Source organism: Synechococcus sp. R3-13 (assembly GCF_047462195.1).
GTDB lineage: Bacteria > Cyanobacteriota > Cyanobacteriia > Thermostichales > Thermostichaceae > Thermostichus.
Window position 1 is genome coordinate 1 of the sequence record NZ_JANSIO010000208.1, and the last position, 21,572, is coordinate 21,572.

26 protein-coding genes, 1 tRNA gene and 1 pseudogene are annotated in these 21,572 nt (G+C 56.8%); 16 read left to right on the plus strand and 12 right to left on the minus strand.

Going from position 1 to position 21,572, the window contains the following annotated elements:
* Positions 1-574: ribonuclease HII (locus NW856_RS06330; protein WP_414399549.1), on the plus strand; the 574-nt coding region annotated here is incomplete at its 5' end.
* Between the two features lie 12 nt (positions 575-586).
* Positions 587-660: transfer RNA gene (locus tag NW856_RS06335), tRNA-Arg, on the plus strand.
* Between the two features lie 3 nt (positions 661-663).
* Here NW856_RS06335 and msrP read toward each other — a convergent pair.
* The 6 genes from msrP to gvpA form a co-directional block, all read right to left on the minus strand.
* Positions 664-1,620, minus strand: a complete 957-nt coding sequence (gene msrP, locus NW856_RS06340) for a protein-methionine-sulfoxide reductase catalytic subunit MsrP (protein ID WP_414399550.1) — start codon at positions 1,618-1,620, stop codon at positions 664-666.
* Positions 1,621-1,944: 324 nt separating this feature from the next.
* Positions 1,945-2,364 carry an LptA/OstA family protein gene (locus NW856_RS06345; RefSeq protein ID WP_414399551.1) on the minus strand — a complete coding sequence of 140 codons (420 nt, stop codon included), beginning with the start codon at positions 2,362-2,364 and terminating at the stop codon, positions 1,945-1,947.
* A gap of 74 nt (positions 2,365-2,438) precedes the next feature.
* Positions 2,439-2,783 (minus strand): gas vesicle protein, encoded by a 345-nt coding sequence (locus tag NW856_RS06350; RefSeq protein WP_049749583.1) that lies wholly within the window; start codon positions 2,781-2,783, stop codon positions 2,439-2,441.
* A 32-nt stretch (positions 2,784-2,815) separates the two neighbouring features.
* A complete protein-coding gene (gvpN, locus tag NW856_RS06355; protein ID WP_011433426.1) occupies positions 2,816-3,700 on the minus strand; it encodes a gas vesicle protein GvpN in 885 nt (294 codons plus the stop codon).
* 79 nt (positions 3,701-3,779) lie between these two features.
* On the minus strand, positions 3,780-4,796 hold the full coding sequence (gene gvpC / locus NW856_RS06360; protein WP_414399552.1) for a gas vesicle protein GvpC: 1,017 nt from the start codon (positions 4,794-4,796) through the stop codon (positions 3,780-3,782).
* Positions 4,797-5,085: 289 nt separating this feature from the next.
* Positions 5,086-5,304, minus strand: coding sequence for a gas vesicle structural protein GvpA (gene gvpA / locus NW856_RS06365; protein ID WP_011429717.1), 219 nt, complete (start codon positions 5,302-5,304; stop codon positions 5,086-5,088).
* A gap of 406 nt (positions 5,305-5,710) precedes the next feature.
* On the opposite strand from gvpA, the gene NW856_RS06370 reads away from it, so the two are divergent.
* From NW856_RS06370 to aroH, 6 genes are all read left to right on the plus strand, one after another.
* On the plus strand, positions 5,711-5,929 hold the full coding sequence (locus NW856_RS06370; RefSeq protein WP_041437389.1) for an Hfq-related RNA-binding protein: 219 nt from the start codon (positions 5,711-5,713) through the stop codon (positions 5,927-5,929).
* Between the two features lie 323 nt (positions 5,930-6,252).
* A complete protein-coding gene (locus NW856_RS06375; RefSeq protein WP_414356148.1) occupies positions 6,253-6,936 on the plus strand; it encodes a V4R domain-containing protein in 684 nt (227 codons plus the stop codon).
* A complete protein-coding gene (locus NW856_RS06380; RefSeq protein ID WP_414399553.1) occupies positions 6,933-7,184 on the plus strand; it encodes a hypothetical protein in 252 nt (83 codons plus the stop codon). Before NW856_RS06375 ends, NW856_RS06380 begins: the two co-directional genes overlap by 4 nt.
* A 36-nt stretch (positions 7,185-7,220) precedes the next feature.
* Positions 7,221-7,679, plus strand: a complete 459-nt coding sequence (locus tag NW856_RS06385) for a hypothetical protein (RefSeq protein ID WP_414330903.1) — start codon at positions 7,221-7,223, stop codon at positions 7,677-7,679.
* A gap of 269 nt (positions 7,680-7,948) precedes the next feature.
* Positions 7,949-8,635, plus strand: coding sequence for a V4R domain-containing protein (locus NW856_RS06390; protein WP_414399554.1), 687 nt, complete (start codon positions 7,949-7,951; stop codon positions 8,633-8,635).
* A 103-nt stretch (positions 8,636-8,738) separates the two neighbouring features.
* Complete coding sequence (gene aroH, locus NW856_RS06395) at positions 8,739-9,113, plus strand: chorismate mutase (RefSeq protein WP_414399555.1); 375 nt, start codon at positions 8,739-8,741, stop codon at positions 9,111-9,113.
* 384 nt (positions 9,114-9,497) lie between these two features.
* Here aroH and NW856_RS06400 read toward each other — a convergent pair whose 3' ends face one another.
* Positions 9,498-9,899 carry a hypothetical protein gene (locus NW856_RS06400; protein ID WP_414330894.1) on the minus strand — a complete coding sequence of 134 codons (402 nt, stop codon included), beginning with the start codon at positions 9,897-9,899 and terminating at the stop codon, positions 9,498-9,500.
* A gap of 181 nt (positions 9,900-10,080) precedes the next feature.
* On the opposite strand from NW856_RS06400, the gene NW856_RS06405 reads away from it, so the two are divergent.
* Positions 10,081-10,881, plus strand: coding sequence for a Ycf66 family protein (locus tag NW856_RS06405; RefSeq protein WP_414399556.1), 801 nt, complete (start codon positions 10,081-10,083; stop codon positions 10,879-10,881).
* Between the two features lie 62 nt (positions 10,882-10,943).
* Here NW856_RS06405 and ppc read toward each other — a convergent pair whose 3' ends face one another.
* Positions 10,944-13,880 carry a phosphoenolpyruvate carboxylase gene (gene ppc, locus NW856_RS06410; RefSeq protein WP_414399557.1) on the minus strand — a complete coding sequence of 979 codons (2,937 nt, stop codon included), beginning with the start codon at positions 13,878-13,880 and terminating at the stop codon, positions 10,944-10,946.
* Positions 13,881-14,153: 273 nt separating this feature from the next.
* On the opposite strand from ppc, the gene NW856_RS06415 reads away from it, so the two are divergent.
* From NW856_RS06415 to NW856_RS06430, 4 genes are all read left to right on the plus strand, one after another.
* A complete protein-coding gene (locus NW856_RS06415) occupies positions 14,154-14,390 on the plus strand; it encodes a hypothetical protein (protein WP_148202738.1) in 237 nt (78 codons plus the stop codon).
* Between the two features lie 121 nt (positions 14,391-14,511).
* A complete protein-coding gene (locus NW856_RS06420; RefSeq protein ID WP_414399558.1) occupies positions 14,512-14,706 on the plus strand; it encodes a hypothetical protein in 195 nt (64 codons plus the stop codon).
* Between the two features lie 26 nt (positions 14,707-14,732).
* Positions 14,733-15,845 (plus strand): bifunctional diaminohydroxyphosphoribosylaminopyrimidine deaminase/5-amino-6-(5-phosphoribosylamino)uracil reductase RibD, encoded by a 1,113-nt coding sequence (gene ribD / locus NW856_RS06425; RefSeq protein WP_414399559.1) that lies wholly within the window; start codon positions 14,733-14,735, stop codon positions 15,843-15,845.
* Positions 15,846-16,204: 359 nt separating this feature from the next.
* On the plus strand, positions 16,205-17,236 hold the full coding sequence (locus NW856_RS06430) for a hypothetical protein (protein WP_414399560.1): 1,032 nt from the start codon (positions 16,205-16,207) through the stop codon (positions 17,234-17,236).
* A gap of 114 nt (positions 17,237-17,350) precedes the next feature.
* Here the strand turns inward: NW856_RS06430 and NW856_RS06435 are convergent, their stop codons facing one another.
* Both NW856_RS06435 and NW856_RS06440 read right to left on the minus strand, forming a co-directional pair.
* A complete protein-coding gene (locus tag NW856_RS06435; protein WP_148202739.1) occupies positions 17,351-17,590 on the minus strand; it encodes a hypothetical protein in 240 nt (79 codons plus the stop codon).
* A 48-nt stretch (positions 17,591-17,638) separates the two neighbouring features.
* Positions 17,639-18,019 (minus strand): Npun_F0494 family protein, encoded by a 381-nt coding sequence (locus NW856_RS06440; RefSeq protein WP_011433445.1) that lies wholly within the window; start codon positions 18,017-18,019, stop codon positions 17,639-17,641.
* A gap of 82 nt (positions 18,020-18,101) precedes the next feature.
* Here NW856_RS06440 and NW856_RS06445 point away from each other — a divergent pair, with 82 nt between their 5' ends.
* Positions 18,102-18,350, plus strand: a complete 249-nt coding sequence (locus NW856_RS06445) for a hypothetical protein (protein ID WP_011433446.1) — start codon at positions 18,102-18,104, stop codon at positions 18,348-18,350.
* A gap of 330 nt (positions 18,351-18,680) precedes the next feature.
* Here the strand turns inward: NW856_RS06445 and NW856_RS06450 are convergent, their stop codons facing one another.
* Positions 18,681-19,511 (minus strand): DUF1350 family protein, encoded by an 831-nt coding sequence (locus tag NW856_RS06450; RefSeq protein WP_414399561.1) that lies wholly within the window; start codon positions 19,509-19,511, stop codon positions 18,681-18,683.
* Positions 19,512-19,830: 319 nt separating this feature from the next.
* Here NW856_RS06450 and NW856_RS06455 point away from each other — a divergent pair, with 319 nt between their 5' ends.
* Together NW856_RS06455 and NW856_RS06460 are read left to right on the plus strand one after the other, a co-directional pair.
* Positions 19,831-20,886, plus strand: coding sequence for a TauD/TfdA family dioxygenase (locus NW856_RS06455; protein ID WP_414399562.1), 1,056 nt, complete (start codon positions 19,831-19,833; stop codon positions 20,884-20,886).
* A gap of 201 nt (positions 20,887-21,087) precedes the next feature.
* Positions 21,088-21,270, plus strand: coding sequence for a hypothetical protein (locus NW856_RS06460; RefSeq protein WP_414399563.1), 183 nt, complete (start codon positions 21,088-21,090; stop codon positions 21,268-21,270).
* Between the two features lie 115 nt (positions 21,271-21,385).
* On the opposite strand, the pseudogene NW856_RS06465 reads toward NW856_RS06460, so the two are convergent.
* Positions 21,386-21,572, minus strand: a pseudogene (locus tag NW856_RS06465) (hypothetical protein); the annotation flags it as partial.

Below are 21,572 nucleotides of genomic sequence, written 5' to 3' on the forward strand. Positions count from 1 at the left end.
GGCGGGGGTGGATGAGGTGGGGCGGGGAGCCCTGGCCGGGCCAGTGGTGGCGGCGGCGGTAATTTTGCCGGCCCAGATGGATCCCAAAGAACTGGAGGGAGTGAGGGATTCCAAACAACTGCGTCCGCAGCAACGCGCTCAATGGGCGGAACGGATTCGGCAGGTGGCTTTGGCTGTGGGCGTTGGCAGTGCCTCTGCTGCTGAGATCGACCGGCTCAACATTCGCCAGGCCACGGTGCTAGCCATGCAGCGGGCTTTGGCCAAGTTGGATCCAATCGAACACATTTTGCTGGATGGATTGCCGCTGGCCGAGCTGGGATCCCGGCAAACGGCCCTGGTCAAGGGGGATCACATCAGCCTCTCCATTGCCGCTGCTTCAGTTGTGGCCAAAGTCTGGCGAGATGCCTTGATGCAGAGCTGGGATCGGCAGTACCCCGGCTACGGCTGGCGCACCAACGCTGGCTATGGCACGCGGGAGCACCGACTGGCGTTGCAGAACTTGGGGCCCACCCCGCAGCACCGCCGCAGCTTTGCCCCCTTGGCAGAACTGAAAGTCAGCAGATATGATGGTTAATGCAGTTGCATTGCCCACGTAGCTCAGTGGACTAGAGCACTGGGTTCCGGTCCCAGGTGTCGGAGGTTCGAATCCTTTCGTGGGCGTCTTCAGGCATATAAGTGGGCAACGTACTCTCCGTACCCGTTGTAGGGCAAGGTGGGAACGATTTGCCACTGGGAACGGGATCCGAAACCGATCAAGACTTCCTGCTCCTGTGACCAGCGGGGGTGGGGCACCCCAGGATCCACATTGGCCTCAAATCCATACTCCTCAGGGGCGAGGGTATTCCAAAACGTGGAGGGTTGACGGGCCAAAAACTCGATTTTGACGATGGATTTTCCCCCTTTAAAGCCATACTTCCAGGGAACTACCATGCGAATTGGCGCTCCGTGCTGTTTGGGCAACGGCTTGCCATAAACGCCGAGGGCAAAAAAGGCCAACTCGTTGGCCATTTCCTCGATCCGCAACCCTTCCGTGTAGGGCCAAGGCAAGTTGGGGGGCCAGATTGGGCCAGGCATAATTTCCGGATCGTAAAAGGAAGTGAAGCGGACAAATCGAGCCGTCGGCAAAGGATCCACCCGTTCCAGCAACAGCCGCATCGGAAAGCCCAACCACGGCACCACCATCGCCCAGGCTTCCACACAGCGGAAGCGATAGATGCGCTCTTCGAGGGGGAAGTTAAACAGATCTTCCAGGCCCAACCGCTGAGGATGCCGCACCAGCCCGGTAATCTCGACAGTCCAGGGATCCGTGGGCAAAGCCTGTGCAGCCCGCCAGACGCGCTTTCCGGAGCCAAACTCGTAAAAGTTGTTGTAACGAGCAGCTACAATCTCCTCGGTGACGGGCCTGCCCACATCCGAAAAGTGGGGGTTGAGTGGGATCCCCCTCAGCTCTCGTTCTACCGAGGGAGCAGCTCCCCTGCTGCCAAACCCAAAAATAGAAAAACTGGCTCCCACCCCAACGGATCCCAGTTGCGCTAGAAATTGCCGCCGGCTGAAAAACATCTCTTCTGGAGTGACCTGTGCCTCTCGTTGCCAGGGGTGAGGAACTCGGATCCCGAACATCCATCAGCCATCCTTTGATTCAGAGTCAGGGAAAAAGTCTGCCGCCCGAACTACTACATCCTAAATGAATTACTACATCCTAAACGGATCTAAGCCGACATTCCCCGAGCTCGTTTCCAGCGCTGCCCCATGTGTAGTCATTTCAAATGTAGTCATTTCAAACAGCAATGAAACGATTTGTTATGTCTGTCCCTGGCTTCCCTCTCCTTTTGAGAGAGGGGTTGGGGGTGAGGGAAACCCTGCAGGCTGGGATGATCGGTGACGAAATCACGGTATAGCCGTGTTGGCTGAGTCCGTGCTGCTGGAAAAAAGTGTGGGGATCAGCTAAGGACTTGAGCTGGGCTCCGGCAAAACGTAGATGGACTCCACTTGCCGCCCTGCCGATGGCACTGCCTGGATGGTGCCCTTGTCGATGTGGTAAATGACTTTCTCCGCTTGCAACTGATTCTCCCCTTGGTTGATGATGACCTGGCCCTCCAGCTCAATGCGTTGCTCCTGGCTGTAATACACAGCTCTTTGGGCGCGGGCCGTAAGCCGCTCGGCAGGAAAACTGAGAGTGACATTGCCAATGGCCGTAAAAACCCCTGTGTTGGCGTTGGCCTCCTGCACATCGGCGCTGATGCTGATGGCACGGGGATTCTGACCCAAAGCCGGGATCCCAAGGACCAGCACCACACCCACAGCCCAGCCCAGCGTCCCTAGCCGCTGCCAACCCTTCCGGTCAAACGCCATCTCCAAAGCCATGCCCCATCACCCCGTCAAACCACCACAGCAGCCAGTCTAGCCCGTCAATCCAGGTCACAATGGCGGGGGGCAGCCTATGGGTCCGTTCCCTTTCCCCCCTGAGGTAGAGCTTGGGCAAGCTGTCTTTCCAATTCGGCAACGCGCTGCATGAGCTGTCGGTTGGCTTCCAGCAGCTCCCGCGCCTGGCTGTTGAGATAGGGATCCGATTCCCACCAATTGATGCCGATCTCCTTGGCCTTATCCACCGAAGAAATCAGCAGGCGAATGCGCACATTCAGCAACTCCACATTGCCCACCGAAACGGTGATGTCTCCGGCGATCACAATGCCCTTATCCAGTACCCGCTCCAACACATCGGCCAGCGAGGAGCCGTGAGTAGCCGTGGTCAAGGGTTGAGAGCTAATCGGCACAGAGTTCATCGACCTCCAAAGTGTACCAACAGGCAAAAGACTCAGCCAGGCAGTTGGTCTAGCAGATAATTCAGCAACTGGGATCCCTCTTCATAGCGCTTGCCAGCCCGGGGCAACAGCACATCCGCACACAAAGCGCGAAAATCGGCATTCTCTTTGCTAACTGCCAGCTCATGTTCCTTGACAATGCGCCCGATCATCAAACAACTGCGCAGGCTGGGGTGGCGCGTCAGATCCAACTTGCGGCGAAAAGCCCGCACAATGTGGACGATCTTGAGGGCGTCGGGGCCGGATAAGCCTATTCGCGAGGTGAGAATCTCCTTTTCGGTCTCGATGTCCGGCTCCCCCATATCGATGGTGATCATCCGATCCAGCAGCGCATCTTGGGCCCTGTGAACCCCGGTATATTCCTCCGGGTTAGAGGTAAAAATGGCCCGGAACTGGGGATGCACCCGCAGATATTCCGAGCGGTTGCTGTCCGGCGGCAACACCAGCAGCCTCTCCTCCAAGGCACTCAGGAGAGCATTGTTGGCCTCAGGGCGGGAGCGATTGAACTCGTCGTAGATGAGGGTAAACCCCTCTCGGCAAGCCAAGGTAAGGCGGGCATCCACCCAGCGCTGCTGCACATCCTCCTCCGTCTTCACCACCGAGTGAATGAAGTTGTCCACCACCCGCCGATGGGTAAAACCGGTGCGCCCCCCGATGAGGTCGGAAGAATCGAAGCGGTCATCCCCATAGATCAGCATGATGGGGCGGCCCAGCAGGCTGGCCAGGTGCATCGCCAAAGTGGTTTTGCCTGTACCCGAAGGCCCCCGCAAATGCACCGCAAAGCCCGATTGCAAATAGCGCAAAGCGCGGCGGGTAATCCGCTCAATGTAGGGGGTGTTCACGAACTGGCGGGGACGCGCCTGCAGAACCGTGGCCATGGAGATACTCAACCTCTTTGCTGCCCTAGACTCCTTTGCCTTGACTATAGCCCGGATGTTCTTCCTGCGCTCGGCACAACTAAACTGCGACCGTCCCCGACACCATGCGCCGCAGCGTAGCCAAGATTTCCGAGGGATCCACCCCCAGATCCACCGCGCCGCGGGCCAACAAATCCCGCACCCGTTCCCGATCCCCAATTACCTGCAGCAGGGTCAAGTTGGGATCCTGCGCTTGTAGATCACTCACATACTTGTTGACATAGTCAAGGATGGGATCCACCTGTTTCTCAACAGTAGGCGGAACTTCAGGGGGTTCGAGCGTTGTCAAGCCCCCTGGGGGTTGGGAAACAGAGACCGGGGCGGACGGCTCCACCGGGGTTTGACCTTCGGCTACAGGCGTTGAGTCGGAAGCAGTCTCACCGGCAGTCGCAACGGCACTGTTAGAGCTTGCACTGGAAGTGGAGACTTCAGGTTCTGGGATGAGGTCAGGGATCCCATTGCCCCACACCTGCTTATGCAACTCCGCCCGGAAAGTGGCCAGGGATCCCCGCAGGGCCTGGGCCTGGGCTTGCTGTTCCTGAGCCATCTGAGCCAGCTCCTGTCGAGCCATTTGCCGGAGAGCCTGTACCCACTGCCGCAAATCGGCGCAAAAAGACTGCCGCGCTTGCTGAGTTTTGTCGGCCATCGCCTGCCGAGCCTGCGTATAGGTGCTCAGCAAATGCTCCACAGCCGCAGTCAAGTTAGCCCGGAAAGCCTGCAATTGCTGCCGGCTGACTTCCAATTGAGCAGCTCGTTCCTGCTCCAGGCGAGCCAGACTCTCTGCCACCGACTTGGCCCGCTGAGCCGCCGCTTCCGAACGGGAGCATTCGTCCAGGGATCGCCTCACAGCCCGCTCCTGCCTCAGTTTCTGCAATTGGCTGCGGGTTTGCTCCGTCTGGTGCCGTATTGCTTCTTGTCGTTGCTGGCGGCGCTGCCCCAGCTCAACCATCAGGGCTTGGTGCTGCTCTAGGCGCTGCTGCCGGGATCGGCTTAACAAACTTCGATTCTGAGCCACCCGCTGGCTGCGGGCCATGGCCCATTGTTCCTGCAAACTCATGGTGTTCAATCCCTTAAGTCGTGTTCAATGCTTGGGTGGATACAGCTTCTCTGCCTGTTCCCAACTCGATGGCACTGCCAACCTGTAGCTCAGTGCGGCTGCAAGACTCAATCCTCGAACAAAACCCGCAGAAGCAAGGCAGAGACCGGCGGTGGATCCCTGCCTCGCTTTCCGACGGCTAGCTTCCTACGCCTCCGCCCAGAGAGCATAACTCATCCAACCATTGCGATGCTCAAGGCGAGAGGGTTGTGGGCACTTTCCTTGGTTGAGTGATTTTGGTTAGGCAGATTTAGACGGCAGGAGCAGCAGCAGTAGCCGTCAGACCCACAGCCTCAGCGTATTTCAGGTAGGTTTCCACGGAAGCCACAACGACGCGGGCTTCAATGGCCAACAGCTCGATCCCAACCAAAGAAACCCGCACCCAGGCATCGACCACGATACCTTTATCCAAGATGCGATCGATCACTTCGGCCAAGCTGGACGAGGAGTTCACTTTCTCAACTGCCATAACGATCTCTCCTGCACTGATACTGCTGATACTGATGAGGGTTGAAAAGGACAGACAACTCGGCGGCAAAATGGCATGTAGAAGGGATCCCAGCTGAGGATTCACCTTCCCTAGGGCGACAGCCGCACCCTCTATCACCCTAGCCCTATTGTGCTGGCTTTTTTCGGGGAGAACACCCGTGGATTCGCTTAAAAAAGACGGCGAACTCGAAAGGTTTACCGCTTTTCTAAGCGCCATCCCCCCTACATAGTACTCGCCAGCAGAAAAAATGGGCAAAGATGAGGGCGAGTTTTGAGCCCAAGTTGTGGAAGTGTGGTGGAGGGGCAGTGGGAAGCGGCAGGGATCCCCTATACTGGGGGCAGTGGGCTTGCTGACATACCGTTTCTCGCTGGCTGATAGGGCTGTCGTGACCGATTTCAACACCGGGATCCCGAGCGTGCGTCGCCTGCAGAAGGTCATCAAGGATCGGGAAACCCTCGAGGTCAAACTCAATACCGGAGATGTCTTCGTCGGCCAGTTGCGCTGGCAGGATCCCGATTGCCTCTGTTTAGCCGATGCCGAGGGGCGGGAGTCGCTGCTGTGGCGGTCTGCCATTGCTTTCATCAAGGTCAGGCCTCAGTCTTAAGTACTGCTCCGGATCCCTGTACAGCTCTTCTTCCCAATTTTTGAATAAATCTTTACAACAACTCAGGGCTTTTCTGTCTCCCTCTGAGGGCAGTTTTCTCCAGTTGACCCACTCCTGCTGGGTTTTTGGAGCGGTTGACTACCCTGCCGTCGCCCTGAGTCTATCCCAAAGCCGTCCCCCATTGCTCCGCAACGCTGTTGCAACTGCGTCAGCGGGCCGTAGGCCTTGAGGACGAGGCTTTAGACCCAGTTTTTTGGTAAAAATGCCAATTAAGAAGGGTATGATAAGGAGTGTTAAAAAATCTGATCTCTCCTCACCCAACCATGACGACTGCCCCCATTGAGATACCTCTTCAGCCTGCCGCCCAACGGCATAACCACTACAGCCGCGAAGACTTTTTTCGCTTTGACCTCTCCCAGGGATCCCTTGTGGACTGGACGGGTGCCCGCAATGTCTTGGTGAGCGAAGACTTTATTCTGGGCTTGCAGCAGGGCCTGGAGGAAGAAGTGGGAGATGCCTCGGCTTCTCTGATGTACACCATTGGCCGAGAGTGGGGACGCAACGATGCCCTCCATTTTTCCCGCTGGTTTGAGGAGGAATATCGGCGCCAGCCCAAGCAGAGTAATCTCATGTTTCTCTTGGAAACCTGGTGGTGGCCTCTGACCTCGCAAGGATGGGGGCGCTGGGAGGTAGAAACCGAGAGTCGGCGGCAAGGGTTTATTTTCATCAACCTCTTTGACTCCGCCGTGGCCCGCACCCTGGGGGATGTGGGCAAACCTGTCTGTCATCTTTACGCCGGATTGTTTGCCGGCTTTTTTAGCACCATGGTGGAACGGCAACTGAACTGCATCGAGATCCAGTGCTACTCCATGGGAGAAAGCTACTGCAAGTTTTTGCTCGGCAGCAAAGATCGCATCGATGCGGCTGCCTTCTGGCTAAACGAAGGGGCCAGTGCCAGCGAAATTGCCCAAAAATTGCGTTCAGGCCAGGGAGTAGCCAAGGCATGACCTGGAAGATTGCTTTAGAAGATTCGGTGCAGAGCTTTTTTGCCCGTCTAAATTGGGATAACCGCCCCCTACAGATGCGCTCTCTGCCGATGCCTTTTCTGCAAGTGCGGGAGCATTTTGGTTCCATCCCCTGGGCGGGGGATCCCCTGAGTTTGGCTGCGCATTCTCTGGGATCCCTGTCGGCAGCACCAGAACCCGAGCCGGCAGAAGAACAGATCACCTTGGCAGATCTGTTCAGCTTGTTTTGAGTCTCCTAGCACCCACTGACATCCGGAAGAAGCGAGATGGTAAGCCCCTTGGAGCAGATGCTGATCGAGTCGGAAGCCCGCTACCTCAAGCCAGAGGAGCTGGAGCATCTGAAGGCCTATGTTCTCGGCTGGCCAAAACGACAACATGTGTACCGAGTTTTGCGGGAACGGGAGAGCCAGGTGGTGAGCAAAACCCTAGATGCCCTGCAAAAGGAGATGCCTGACCTTTCCCCCCAAGTGTTGGATCTGTGTCGGCGGCACCTGCTGTTGCTGCTGCGTCACAGCGCTATGGCCATGTTGCTGCAGGACGAAAACCTCCTGAAGGAGCGGCTGATCGAGTGGATGGAAGAAGAGGTGCGCCTGTACGGGCTGCAGAGGGTTTATGAGGTTGCCTATCGGATTTTCCAGCAAGAGCTGAGAGACCATCTGGCTCCTGGAGAGTTGGAGTTTATCCGCCCCTTAATCACCCAGGTACAGGTGGCCTTGCTGTTTTAGAGCTAGATACTTTTTTGCTTTTTACATTTTTCGGTGCTAGAGCGCTCTATCTCAACTAGCCGGAGACTTCAGTGTCGTTGGAGTTAATGTTAGCGTTGTAGTAAATCTGCCCAAGGGGTATTCAATTGCTGGAGGGATCGCCATAAGATTTGGAGCGTAAACAACCGTTCTCCCAGCTCAACAACCAACGAACTGTCAACTGCACCCTGCTCCTATTTGGATGCTTAAAGATCAATAACGACTTGGATTGGATAACCAGGGGATCCCTTATGAACGGCACCAGCTCTATCTCCAATGGCTCAGTCAACTTCGATCCCTATACGCCCGTTTTGGCCAACTACTACACACCCAGCGCTTATCTGCGAAGCGATTTGGAATCCGGCTTGCTGGAAAGTCGCCACGGTGAGCGTCTCTTGGCCCTTCCAGAGGCATTGCTGCGGGGCATCTACACGGGCCTGGAATACGAGACCGGCCAGGCTGCTCGTTTGGTGTTGCGCAACTGTGGTCGGATGTGGGGCAAGGAGTTTTTCCGCCGTTTTGCCCAAGAACTCTCCGACTACTACCAGAAGCCTTTGGCCGAGCTAGAGATGGGCACCTTTCTGCAAAGTCTGAGACAAGCCTGGAAAGCTCATGGCTGGGGATTGATCGAGATCGACTGGACTTACAAAGATCAGGGAGTCCTGGTGGTGTCGATTCGCAATTCTCCCTTCGCTGCTGTCACCCCTCCCCATTTCAAGCGTCCGATGGGCTTTTTGGAGGCAGGGCTGTTGGCCACCTGGTTTAGCCAGCTAACCGGCCAGGATTTGCTCTGCGTGCAAACTGCCAGCGAGGCTTTGGGAGCAGAGAGCAATTTGTTTGTCGTGACCGCTGCCGCCCGCCTCAAAGAGGGAGAAGCCTGGGTGGACTCCGGCCTCAGCCATGAGCAGATCCTGGAAAAGCTCCTGCAACCCAGATAGGTGACAGGAGCCGGTTTCCTCCAGAGGGATGGGATCCCAGTAGAGATGAGTCTGTATAATTTTCTGGAAGCGAGGCGAGCTCAAGCGCACGAGGGTGTGGCCATTGGGGTGGCGAGTCAGAGCAATTCGGGGAGCCATCACCGTACCTACAAACAGTGCCGAGGCCATTGGCGCGGCGGTGACTGAGCTGTTGGATACGCTAGAGCACCGCAACGCCCTCGATCCGGCTGAACTAGTCAGCGTTATTTTTTCCGTTACCCCTGATTTAAATGCAGCTTTTCCTGCCCAATTTGCTCGTCGTCGCCCCGGTTGGGAGTCGGTGCCTCTGTTGGATGTGCAACAGATGGAGGTGAGCGGCGACTTACCCCGTTGCATTCGGGTTTTGATCCAGTTGAATACTCCCCTTGCTCAAGCGGACATGCAGCATGTTTATCTGCGAGGTGCCCGCGAGTTAAGGCCAGATCTCAGCACTGTTTGATCGATCCATACAGCACCAGTACAGGGTTGACACTCTCACCGACTAAAGTCGGGGGATTTCTACACTGGAGGTGGGACAGTCTGTTGCCATGGGCAACATGGGGCATGATGGATCCCGGATTTGCCCCGCTTATTCTGGGGGAAAAGAATGGCTTAACTCAAGTTGATCCGGGTCGTATCACTACTGATTTGGGAAGGCGCAGAACATCCAGATTCACTCATAGACTTACTTGGACTTACAGTCATTTTAAACAGGTATGAAACATTTCCATTCAGCTCCCCTTTCTTTTTGGGAGATGGGGTGATGGCAGCGGCACAGAGCACTTGGGGGGCTTCTCAATTAGCTTAAAATGACTCTACTTAAGATAAGAGTAGATCTGAGAGCTCAAGGAGACAGCTTTTCTCGCAGACGGTTTTCCCACTGTTGCAGTTGCTCTTGGCGAGCGGCCACCTCTGCTTCGCGACGGCTCAGCTCTTGGCTTTGCCGAGTCAAGGATTGCCGCCAGCTTTCAATCTCCGACAGATCCACCAGACTGTGGGTTCGGGATAGGTTGTGCAACATCTCCACCAGCTTCATGGCTGCCTCTTCCACCCGCCGTACCTGCCGCTCTTCCGAAAGCTCAACCAGCAGCAACACCCCAATGTTGTAAGGGCCAACCTCTTTGCAGGTGACCCCTTCTGGCTTGCGCAGCGGCATCCAAACCCCGTCCTCGGCCTGCCGGGCCAAGAGCTGCAGCTCCCCCTGGCCGAAGAGACTTTTTTTGTGTACTCGTGCCAGATACAGCATGGAACATGCAGGAAGATGCTGCCGATTTTAGCATCGATCCCTTTTATTGAAGAGGGATCCCGTCCCTACACCCAAACCTGGGTTTTGTTGTCCGTGCCACCAGGAGGATCAATGCTAGGATCGGCTGTGGAATGGATAAGGCTCAACGCTCTCCCGTCTTCATCGTTTAGGGATCCCTGGCATGTTTCTCACCCAAAGCCCCTACTTTTTGATGGCAGCGCTGGTGGCGATTGCCAGTGGAGCCATCTTCGCGGTTCGGTTCATCAAGCGCGAGGCCTCCGCTGAGTACGACGTGATTTTTGCCACGATGGGCCTGATCTATTCCGTCTGTTTGCTCTTGGAAGGTCAGCGGCTCATTCCGTTGCTGTTCTTTGCCCAGGTGCTGTTGGCGGTGATGGCCGGCTGGTTTGCCCTCGAAACTTTCCGGTTGCGCATCCTCTTGAGTGAAAAGGCACGGCAGGTGGGCGGGGCTCGTCCGACCGTTCGGCGGCAAGGCTTCAGCCGCACCTATCCCCCGGATGGCTATGCCCAAGGGCGCACGGTTTCCACCCGGGCTGAGGGATCCCGTATTCGCGACACCTCCTCCACCCGCTCTATTCCCGAAGGCAGCGCAGAGCCGAGCCGTCGCCCGCGGCCCCAACTGACCAGCGATACCCGTGTGCGTCCCCGCCGCCGACCCGAAGGGGATGAGTATTACGAGGAGCCAGGGGTCCGCCCGCGTCAGGATACGGACTACGATGAACCAGCACCGCCGCCAGAGGCCCGCCGCCCCCGTCGTCCTGCCACCGAAGAGTATCCAGAGGATGTGGATGTGCAGGAAGAGCGCAGCACAGGTACAGCTACTCGTCGCCGTCCCCCACGGTTGCCCCAAGACCAAGGGGAAAGCTACGCAGATGAACCCCCCCGCCGTCCTTCCCGCCGCGTTGTCGAAGTAGAGCCAGTAGAGGTGGAGCCAGAAGAGTATGATGACGATCTGTTCTGATAGGCTCTCAATGCCGATCTGAACTTGATAGAAGCAGCGCCAGGGTCAATTAGTCGGATCCCTCAGCCTGTGTTGCGCATCCCGGCGGCAATGCCGTTAATGGTAAGTAAAGCTCCACGCAGAAGTTCAGCTCGGTCGTAGCGTGTTCGTCCGGTGCGGGATCCCTGACGCTCTCGCAGGCGCTTGAGGAGGGAGACTTGGATAAAGCCGAGGGGCACAATAGAGCGGTTGCGCAACTGCACCGAGCGCTTCAAATAAGGGTCGTTCTCCAACAGTTCGCTGTGACCCGTAATCTGCAGCACTATTGTGCGGGTGCGGTGCATTTCTTGGGCAATACACTCAAACAGCTCCATCGCCCGCTCTAGACGTTCTGGAGAGCTCATCTCCCGCACGTAGTGACGCGCTATTTGCAAATCCACCTTGGCCAGAGTCATCTCCACTTTGGAGATCACCATGCGGAAGAAAGGCCATTCGCGATAGAGGTGCTGCAGGTGGTTGAGGTTGTGCTCGCCCCTGGCCACGTATTCTTGTAGGGCGGTGCCAACCCCATACCAGGCCGGCAAGAGAAAGCGGCTTTGCGTCCAACTGAATACCCAGGGAATGGCCCGCAGGGATCCGATGTCTTTTTGGCTACCGCTGCGGCGGGCGGGACGGGAGCTGATCTGCAGTTGGCTGATCTCTTCAATGGGGGTGACCTCGTGGAAAAACTCCACAAAGCCCTCCTGCTCGTAGACCAGGTTACGGTACACCTGCCGGGAGCGCTCCGCCAAGGATTCCATCAGGCGCGACCACTCGTGCAGATCGTTGGGGTAGGTGCGCAGTAGGCTGGCCTGGATCACGGCGCTGGTGACGGTTTCCAGGTTAAAAATGGCCAGATCCTGGAGGGAATACTTGGAGGCCAACACCTCTCCCTGTTCGGTAATTTTGATGCGGCCCCCCACACTGCGCCCTGGCTGAGCCAAGATGGCCTCGTAAGCCGGGCCCCCTCCACGGCCCACCGAACCGCCCCGGCCATGGAAGATCTGCAGCTTCACCCCGTAGGATTCGGCCACCGTCTGCAGGCGTTGTTGAGCCTTGTAAATCTCCCAGTTGCTGCTCAAAAAGCCGGAATCTTTGTTGCTATCGGAGTAGCCCAGCATCACCTCCTGTAGATTCCCCTGCTGAGCCAAGTACTGGCGATAGAAAGGGATCTCCAGCAACTGCCGCAAAACTTCCGGGGCCCGCTTCAGGTCTTCGACGGTCTCGAACAGCGGCACCACCGCCAGGGATCCGCGACCGCTAATGGGATCGTAGAGACCCACCTCCTTGGCCATCAGCAGCACCTCCAACAGGTCGCTTAACTGGCGGCTCATGCTGATCACATAGGTTTGGCAAATGGCCAAGCCGAATTCCTGCTGCATGCGGCGCAGGGTGCGAAAGGTGGCGATCAGCTCTGCCGTTTTCTCGGAAAAGGCGATCTCCAGCGGTATCAGAGGCCGACGGGTTTGTAGCTCCTGCAGGAGAAAGGCGGTTTTTTCCTCTTCCGTCATCTCGTTGTAGGGACGCGGCAAAATGCGCAAGTACTCGAAAATTTCCGTGAGAGCGGCTTCGTGGTAGCTGCTGTCTTGGCGGATATCCAGATGGGCCAGGTGAAAGCCAAACACCTGTACCTGTTGAATGAGATGATCCAACTGACGGCAGGAAAGGCCGCTGTTTTTCAAGCTTTTCTGGATAAGCTGCAAGTCGGCCAGGAATTCTTCCGCGTTGGCATAGGCGTTGTCCACAGGGGGAGGGGTGGGCAAACAAGCGGAGTCGGCCAAGTTGCGGTTGCGCTCCCGCGTTAACTCCAGCCGCCGCTGAATGTAGCTGAGCTTGAGGCGGTAGGGCTCTTGGCGGTATTGCAGCGAAAACGATTCGTAAACCTCAGGCATGAGGCGGTGATCCTGCTCAAGGGCATCCAGCAGTTGGCTGTCCACATCCCCCCAATGCAGGGAAATGCTCAGGGTTTTGGTGAGAGCCTTCACCGATTCGATGTACTTGCCCAGGATGAGGTTGCGCTGATAGCGGGCCGTTTGCCAGGTAACATCGGCGGTGACGGAAGGGTTGCCATCCCGATCCCCGCCTACCCATGAGCCGAAGTTGCAAAATCCTGCCGGCGGCGGCTCGACGCTGGGAAAAGCCTTTTTCAAGCTGCGGCTGAGGTACTCGTGCAGCAGGGGGATGGCCTGAAACAACACCTCTTCAAAATAGTGCAAAGTGTAATCGACTTCGTTCAAAACAGTCGGCTTGGACTGATGCAACTCGTCGGTGCGCCACCAAAGCAAAACTTCTTCCGCCATCTGTTCTTTTATCATCTGGGCCTGCAAAGGCTGGGTTTGTTCTGCCCAATCCAGTTGGCCGAGCAGGCGAGAGAAAGCTCGTTGCTTCTCGCGGATGGTGTGGCGGACGATCTCGGTGGGGTGGGCGGTAAAGACCATGCGAATGTGCAACTGCTCCAGCAATCTGCGCAGTAGGCCCGGCGGCACCCCTTGAGCCCGCAGGTAAGGGAACAGCCGTTCAAATTTTTCGTTTTCTCGCACGGTGCGCTGTTGGCTATCCACCATGCGCATGTCCGAGTCTTCTGCCCGTTCGTAGTGCTGTTCAACAATGTTGATCAACTGGAAGAAGAGGGCAAAGGCCCGTGCCGTTTGGATGGTGGCGTCGAGGCTGAGGTACTCGATAATTTGTAGTACCTCTGGGATCGGGTACTCCAGGGCTTGTCCTTCTGGGGAACACATGGAACGCAGTCGCTGCAACAGATCCACCAGAGACTGACCGCACTCCTGCAGGATCACCGATTCCCAGAGTTCTTCCACCAATTGCAGGCGACGGTTCAACAGGTTGTTCCTGCGGTTGAAGGCTTCGTTGACTTGAAGGGAATGGGCCAAGGGATCCCGTTCCCCAAACAGGGATGCCTCCTTCAGCCCGTTGGCAGAACCCGCTGCCCCCTCTGCAGCGGTCAGGTGGGGGGAAGAGGTCATGAAGGCAGCTCCTAGAATAACCATCCCAATATTAGAGCCTGTTTGTCGAAACGGCAGATGTAGCAGGTATCACGCTCAGATTGCGGTCTTCTCCGCGTCGGATTTTGTAGTTGAGCCTACAAATTGCAAGAAAAAAGTGTTTTACCTTGCCGCAATACCGGTCTAATGCCTTGTTGGCAGGAGTTCTGGTGGCTGCCACCCTGTTTATCAACGCACATCTGCTGGATCCCGACCAGGGATTGGACGAGATCGGGCAACTGGGTTTTCACGTCGGTGGGGGATTTTTGTCTGCCGGCGGATGAGGCGGGGATCCGCTCAGGGGTGACCACGGTGGTGGAGGCGGGGATCACCTTCCCGGCGTTTTGTGCAACGGTGGCGTCAACTGCCCAGACGCGGGTTTATGCTTTGATCCTTCTCTGCTCTACATCGCCACTGCGGATTTCATCGCCCACCGCCTCAGGCTGGCTGTGGATTGGAAAAATCAAGATCTGGATCGGGCCAGAGCAGTGATCGAGACCCATCGCCAGGTGGTGGTTGGCCGCAAGGCTCGTCCCACCCTCAAGCTGGGAGAGAGGGAATCACCCACACTCACTTCCGCTCTGATTCTTGGCGAAGAATATGCCTGCCGATCATGATTCATCTGGGCCGCTTCCCGATGGATGAGGTGTTGGATCCCTCAGATTTGTTGGATCGCCTGCGTTCGGGAGAGATTGTCAGCAACGAACAAAAGGCCCGTGCCCGCGACTACGCATTGCAGGTGGCAGAGCTAGAATCCAAGGCAATTGCAGCTTTCAACCGCAAGTTGGCAGCCTTGTCACCGGCTTGAGCCGCTCTGGAGCGGATGCCCATTTTATGATTTCGGATCAGCAGTGGATGGAACGGTGTCTATCCCTGGCCCGTTCCACACCTCAGCGTCCTTCTCCCAATCCACGGGTGGGCTGCGTGATCGTGCAGGAGGATCGGGTGGTGGGAGAAGGCATTCATCCGGGGGCAGGGCAGCCCCATGCGGAGGTGTTGGCTCTGCAACAGGCGGGATCCCTGGCCAGAGGCGCAACGCTCTACGTCAACCTGGAGCCCTGCAACCACTATGGGCGCACTCCCCCTTGTACCGAGGCCATCCTGGCCGCCGGGATCCGGCGGGTTGTGGTGGGGATGCAGGATCCCAATCCCTTGGTGGCCGGCAAAGGGATCCGACGCCTGCAGGAGGCGGGGATCGACGTGACGGTGGGAGTGCTGGAGCGGGAGTGCCAGGAGCTGAACGAGGGGTTTGCCTTCGCCATTGTGCGGCAACAGTGTTTCGGCCTGCTGAAATACGCCATGACCCTGGATGGCAAGAGCGCCGCCGCCACCGGCCACAGCCGCTGGATCAGCAACCCTCTGGCGCGGCAGTGGGTACACCAACAGCGGGCCTGGCATGATGCCGTCATCGTTGGATCCCGAACCGTTTGGCAGGATAACCCGCGCCTCACCTGTCGCCTGGCGGAGTTGCAGGGATCCCAGCCGTTGCGGGTGGTCCTCAGCCGTTCCCTGAACCTACCTCCCGTCGCCCATCTGTGGCAGGTGGAAGAAGCGCTGACGTTGGTGATCACAGAAGCTGTGGCAACCCATCCTTTGTGGGGATCCCTGGCCGAGCAGGGGGTAGAACTGCTGCATCTGCCCCAGGTAACCCCCTCGCGGGTGGCACAAGTGCTCTTTCAGCGGGGGTGTCTGAGCGCCCTCTGGGAATGCGGGGGTACGCTGGCCTGGGCAGCCCTCAAAGATGGGGCGATCCAGAAAGTAGCCGCCTTTATCGCTCCCAAGATCCTGGGGGGAGCCGATGCGCCAACCCCGGTAGCAGGCGAGGGGATCCCTGATGTAAACCAGAGCTGGCAACTGGTGGAGCCCCGGCTGGAGACCTTGGGGGATAACTGGTTGATCATCGGAAAGATCTCCTCTTCAGTTGGCCACAGTAACCTACTAAAGTGACCAGCTTTCGATTGCCATACAGGGAGCTTCAGGTTTCTGAACGAACAGGCTGATATCTGTTCAATGTAAATGGATATACTCATCAGAAAAACACGGCATTTCTGCAAAGTGGGGTTCAGAATTGAGCTCAATTGTGCTAGGCTGGTCAATGTTTTGGGGGGGGGTCAATTGACGTTTTGGTAAGGTCAGCAAAATCAAGCTGTAGGGATCTATCGAGATTTTCCTGAGGTGAGCCTTGCAAACGGCAACGACGAAGACTCTAGCCTCTTTGTCCAGCCCTTCTTTGCTTGCCCAGTGAGTGGCTTGAAAGTCGTCCTATCTCATTTTCAAGTACAAATCCCAGGATAAGGAAGGGCATTGTGTTGAATCTTTTTGCCAGCCTGCTGTTTGCATCCGCTTTCCTCAGCCCATCGGGAAACGTCGTCATCGAGGGGGATCCAGGGGAGTGGGTTTTCGCCGATCATCAAGTCCTAGAAGGGGTTACTCTAACCCTTCTCATACGGCCTGGAGAGAGCTTGGCCTCTTGGAGAGAAATGCTCTCCGTCATGGACGTTCATGTCCAGGGATCGCCGCGCTTTCTCGCCAACCACATGCGGGACAACATCCTGGCTAGCTGCCCCCAAACGACTTGGGAGTTTCATCGGGAGAGCGAAGAAGATGTGCTCTACGAGTTCCGCAGTGCTGGTTGCCGTGGGACGGTGAGTGGAGTTGAGGAACATGAGATTGGCCGGATCACCCGAGGCCCGCGCGGCAGTGTGCGCATTGCCTACGCCGCCAAGCCCCAGATGATGCCTGAACTGCGCAGCCGCTGGCTGAACTTACTGGGCAGCGAGGTGGGGACAGCTCAGGGTTTTCCCATTCGCAACCTCAGCGGGGCGATTGCACAGCCTTCTTCCCCGGTTTCGGAAGCCCCAACCTCAGAGCGGCAGATCGCCCGGTGGCTGCAGGAAGCAACCGATGCCCTGAAGCAGCAGGAAGATTTGCTGGCCGAGCTGGATCGCCTAGGTCAGGAAGCGCAGGCGGATGCCCGTGCCTACAGCCAAGGAACCCCCAAAGAGGCGGGGCTAAGGACAATCGGCCTGTACCGAGGTCGGGGGGACGGCAGCCCTGGCGAGGCCACAACCGAGTTCAAGACCACCGACACGTTGATCTGGGCCATCTTGCCAGTGGGCAACCTTCCTGTCAACGCCAAGGTGGAGATACTCTGGTACTACGAGGGCGGAGAAGCTGGGGGCGAGCAACTGATCCGCAGGCTAGATGTTCCCTGGGATCCCTTGGCCGATACCGTGCGAGGCTTTCTGAGCTTCAGCCAACCCTACACCGGCCGCTACCGCGTCGAGATTCATGTCAACGGCGAGAAGGTGGGAGTTGGCCGCTTCACAATCCAATAGTCTCCTGCAAGAAGTACCCCTCCTACGGGGTTACACAGGCTTGGAGGTGGACAATCTCCATCACCAACTCCGACGGGGTGAAGACTGTTGTGCTGGGATCCAGAGGGGGGCTTGCTATCCTCGACGGGTTCTGCTGACAGGCCTGGCTTTGAGGTTGTAGATAAGGCTGGTGCGGTATTGCAACAGCAAATTGCGCAGATAAAGGGGCAAGTTGCGTCGGTAGAGGGAGCGGGTTTTGCGGTAGATAGACTTGCTGCGCCGGTTAATTGCTTGGCTGCGCCGCTGCAAAGAGGTTTGGAGTGGACGTTGGAGTGCCAGGGATCCGGGCACACGCATCAACCTTGGCCGTACCATATCCCCCTCGAGAGCGGCGTTGAACGTTGGATCCAGTGTAGGGGATCCTCAGGGAAGCAGCCGCCAGCGGGTCAGCCTATTCTGCAGGTGGTCTGCCCAGCTTGCCGAGATCCCGGCAAAAGCTTCATCCCTCTCCAGATCTTGCAGCAACTGCCGACCCAGAGGTGCCAGACGGTACCGGTCGGTGATCCCCTGCCCATCCACTTCCCGTCGCAACAGCCCTACCTGAATCAGCCACATCAGCTCCTGATCCACCCGCATTTCCGATAACGGGCGTCGGCTGTAGCCCGCTTGAACGCCGGCCCAACCTGCAATCTTTGCCGGTGGGATCCCTTTTGTGCTCATGGCCTGCAGCAAGGGCAACCGAAAAGGGCTGCAAATCCAGGCACGCCAAGCCCTTCTGTACACTGACTCAGAGTCATGGAGCATGAGGGACAAGGGGAGTCCTTATGTTCTTATTCAATTCTGTCAATGGCCGTTGAGCAGCAGGCTTGTTACAATAAATTACGATATGTTGATCATCCTTGCCATTGTTGTCCTCCTGGGATTCTGGGCGCTGCGCTTGATGGAGCAGGCTTTTCAGAGTCAGGAGTTCTCACGCATGTTGGCAGGGACACTGGTGGCTGTGGCTGCCGGCGGCGTCTTGACCTGTTACTTTCTGATGAGCGATACCCTTCAGATGTTGTTTCATCTGCAAGCGCAGTCCCCCTCTTCCTACTCTCAAGATCTGCTCTCCGATTTGAGCTGGCTTGATCAGTAAATGGGCGGTCATGAGCTACACCAATGCAGTAGCTCCGCTAGCGAGGTTGTGACGCAGCTTTTATAGTCGTTTTAAGCCGGAATGAAACATTTCCATCTAGCTCCCCTCTCTTGAGCTCCCCTCTCTTGCTGGGGGTAGGGCGGCAGCGGAGAACGCTTAGGGAGTGTTTCAATCTAGTTTGAAATGGAAGGCCAAAGTATCTGGGGTTATGGCATCCTCCTGCATCCGCAAGGATGGAGTAGCAAGACCTGCCGCCCGCTTGCCAACAGTGAGCGGGAGAAATCCTGCAAGCTGTGAAAAAATCCGTTGACTTGAGCCGTGGGAAGAATGTCAATGGGCCAATTGGGTTGCCAGCCAGGCTCGGATGCTTCGGATCATTTGGTGGTTGGGGGCCAGTAGGTTCTGGTAGATCAACTGTCCAAAAGCATCGATGGGGCTGAACTCCTCCCCGACTTGGAAAGGATAGCTAAAACCCAGTGGAGTGAGGTGATCCCCCTCGAGATGCTGCCACTCGGTGTGGCCTTGATACTTGCGGCAAAGCTGTTGGTAGAGCAGAGGAATGTCGTCAATATCATCCTGTCGAAATTCTACGAGCAGGTTGTGTCTAACCGGATACTGCTCCTCAATTAAGCGGTTGGTTTCTGCTGGGGAAGGCTCGAACTCTAACCACAGATTCACAGGCGGCGAGGAGGATCCCATCCACATCCGCCACAGATCGGCAAGCTGTTGTTGAGGCCAAGCTTGGGCCAACAGCCGCAGCAATGGCAAAGCCCGATCTAGCCCGGCATTGCTGTAGGCCAGGAAAATATTGCCTCGCCGCTGGGATCCCAGAGAAGGAACGGCTAGACAAGAGAGGATCTGCAACTTACAGCCCAGGCTATGGCCCAAACCAAACAGGGGCAACTCCAGCAAACCCTTGCTTTGCAGGCTTCTGTGCAAAGATTGGGCTGCGTTGAGCGCCAGTTGGGCGTGATCGATATCGGTGGTGTAGGGGGTGGCAACAACGGCCATGCCCATACGGGCCAGTTCTTCCAGCAGGCGGCTGTAGAACACTTGCGGGGCAGCTCCCACAAAAGCTCCACCCAGAAAGTGAACGACGGCGCGGGGTTGAGGGGGCAGAAGGAACCAAGTATGCCCATCGGTTTGCCAAGTTGGTGCCATGGTGTTGCAACCTCGCCTGCGAGTTTGTTGAAGCTTTCCCCATAACCCAGCGCTCGGCAGATCCCACTTTGCCCACCTCACGCCGGTTCCCTGCGCTGGCCAGCCCCTGGAACTCATCCTAATGGACATCTTGCCCAGACATGGGGATCCCCAGTTAACTTCTGATGCAGCAGGCAAAACTCTGCCCCGCCTCAGACTGAGGTTCTAGCACCGAAGGGTAGTGCGCTACACTCGCCGAGATTGGGTTTTGAGTGTAGGATCCCTGCCCAAAAGTTGCTGCGGCTGCTATGACTAGGGCAGTGGGTGGTGAGGGATCGTGATGAAGACTTCACAGCTTGCAAAAGGATGCCTGCTGATCGATTGTCGGGGCTTTGATGAAAAGACGATAAACCTGTTTTTGGCACCTGGGCCCGATCCCTACCGGGAAACAGAGGAATTTCTCCTGGACTGCGAGATGCGGGCAGATGAGCTGCCCCGACATTTGCGGCGGGCCTTGCTGGAGTTTCAGTTGTATTCCAATTCGGAAGGGATCCTGCTGCTGCGGGGCTTGCCCGTGGATCCCGGACTAGACCATACCCGCACACCGGCTCTGGCGCAGCGCTCTGAGGAGAAAACCACTTTTGTCAGCGAACGCTGCTTGGCAATGATCGGCAGCCGCTTGGGGCATTTGGTCTCCTACATCCAAGAAAAAAACGGGGATTTGTTTCAAAACTTGGTGCCTACTCCCGACAGCGAAGAGGTGCAATCTTCCGAGGGATCCCGCACTCGGCTACAGTTTCACCGCGAGACGGTTTTTCATCCCCACTCACCGGAGTTTTTGCTGCTGTTTTGCCTGCGCCCCGACCATGATCGTGTGGCGGAAACCACCTACGCCAGCATCCGTCATGTCCTGCCTCTGCTAGGAGAGCGAGAGCGGGAGCTGCTGTTTGAACCCCTGTATCGCACCGGCATCGACTACTCCTTCGGCAACCGGCAAGCCCTGATCAATGGACCCATTTTGCCGGTGCTGTATGGCCGTCGAGAGGATCCCTTCTGGAACTACGACGAAGACCTGATGGTGGGGCTCACCCCCGAAGCCAGTCTGGCTCTAGAAGCCCTGAGGAAGGGAATCCACGCTGTCTACCAAGGCATCAAGCTGGAAACAGGGGATCTGCTCTGTATTGACAATCGCCGCACCGTTCACGGACGGACTGCCTTCTCTCCCCGCTACGATGGCTTCGACCGCTGGATCCAGCGCTCATTTGTGGTGCGGGATCTCGGCCTTTCGGCAGGGGATCGCCATCCCGGTGAGCGCATCATTCGTACCGCCTTCGCCACAGAGGGTGAGGCCCAAGCTGCCCTCAATGGGGGGCAGGTCTGTCTCAGAAGATCCTGAGAAGTTCGCAGACTTCAGCGCCATCCATAGCTCAAGTCCGTAAAAGTACTATTGGCGATTTCCCCGAAAGGGTTTGGATGAGTCGCCCCAGATTCTGATGTCAAAATACGTGATCCTCGCGATGGCTATCGCAGAGCGTTTCCAGCATTCTAGCCTTATGAGCCAAAGCCATCCATTCTTACTCACGATTGCGAGGTTAAGATGAGCATTCGCAAGATCATCGATGAAGTTCTACAATCTTCAGTTTTAACTCTACAGCAGGAGTCCAGCATTAACCAAATCCTCTGGGAAAGAAACTATGATCCATCTGATCTAGAGGCTCTGGATGAGTTGGTAGAAGCCATTTTGCGCCAAGAGGTAAGGGCTGCTTCCGATCCCTGTTAAGAAACCTAGCCTTGCTTGGAAACGGCGACAGATCTCGCTCAAAATTCACGCCCAAAATTCAAGGGCAAAGCGTTGGCGGGCAGCAGGAATGCTCGTAAGGTATTGAGGATCTCGGTTAAAACAGCAGCGTGCAAAAGCTGGTCAACAGCAAGGTCACCGCCGTCAGGAGCAGGCTAAAGCTCCAAAGCCGCAAAGCGGCAAGCAGCAGGATCCCGATCACCCAAATCAGCAGAGCATTCCAATAGGGTCGGTTGGGGGCTTTGGACACATTAATTTTCTGGAAGAAGGGCAGCAGGATGAAC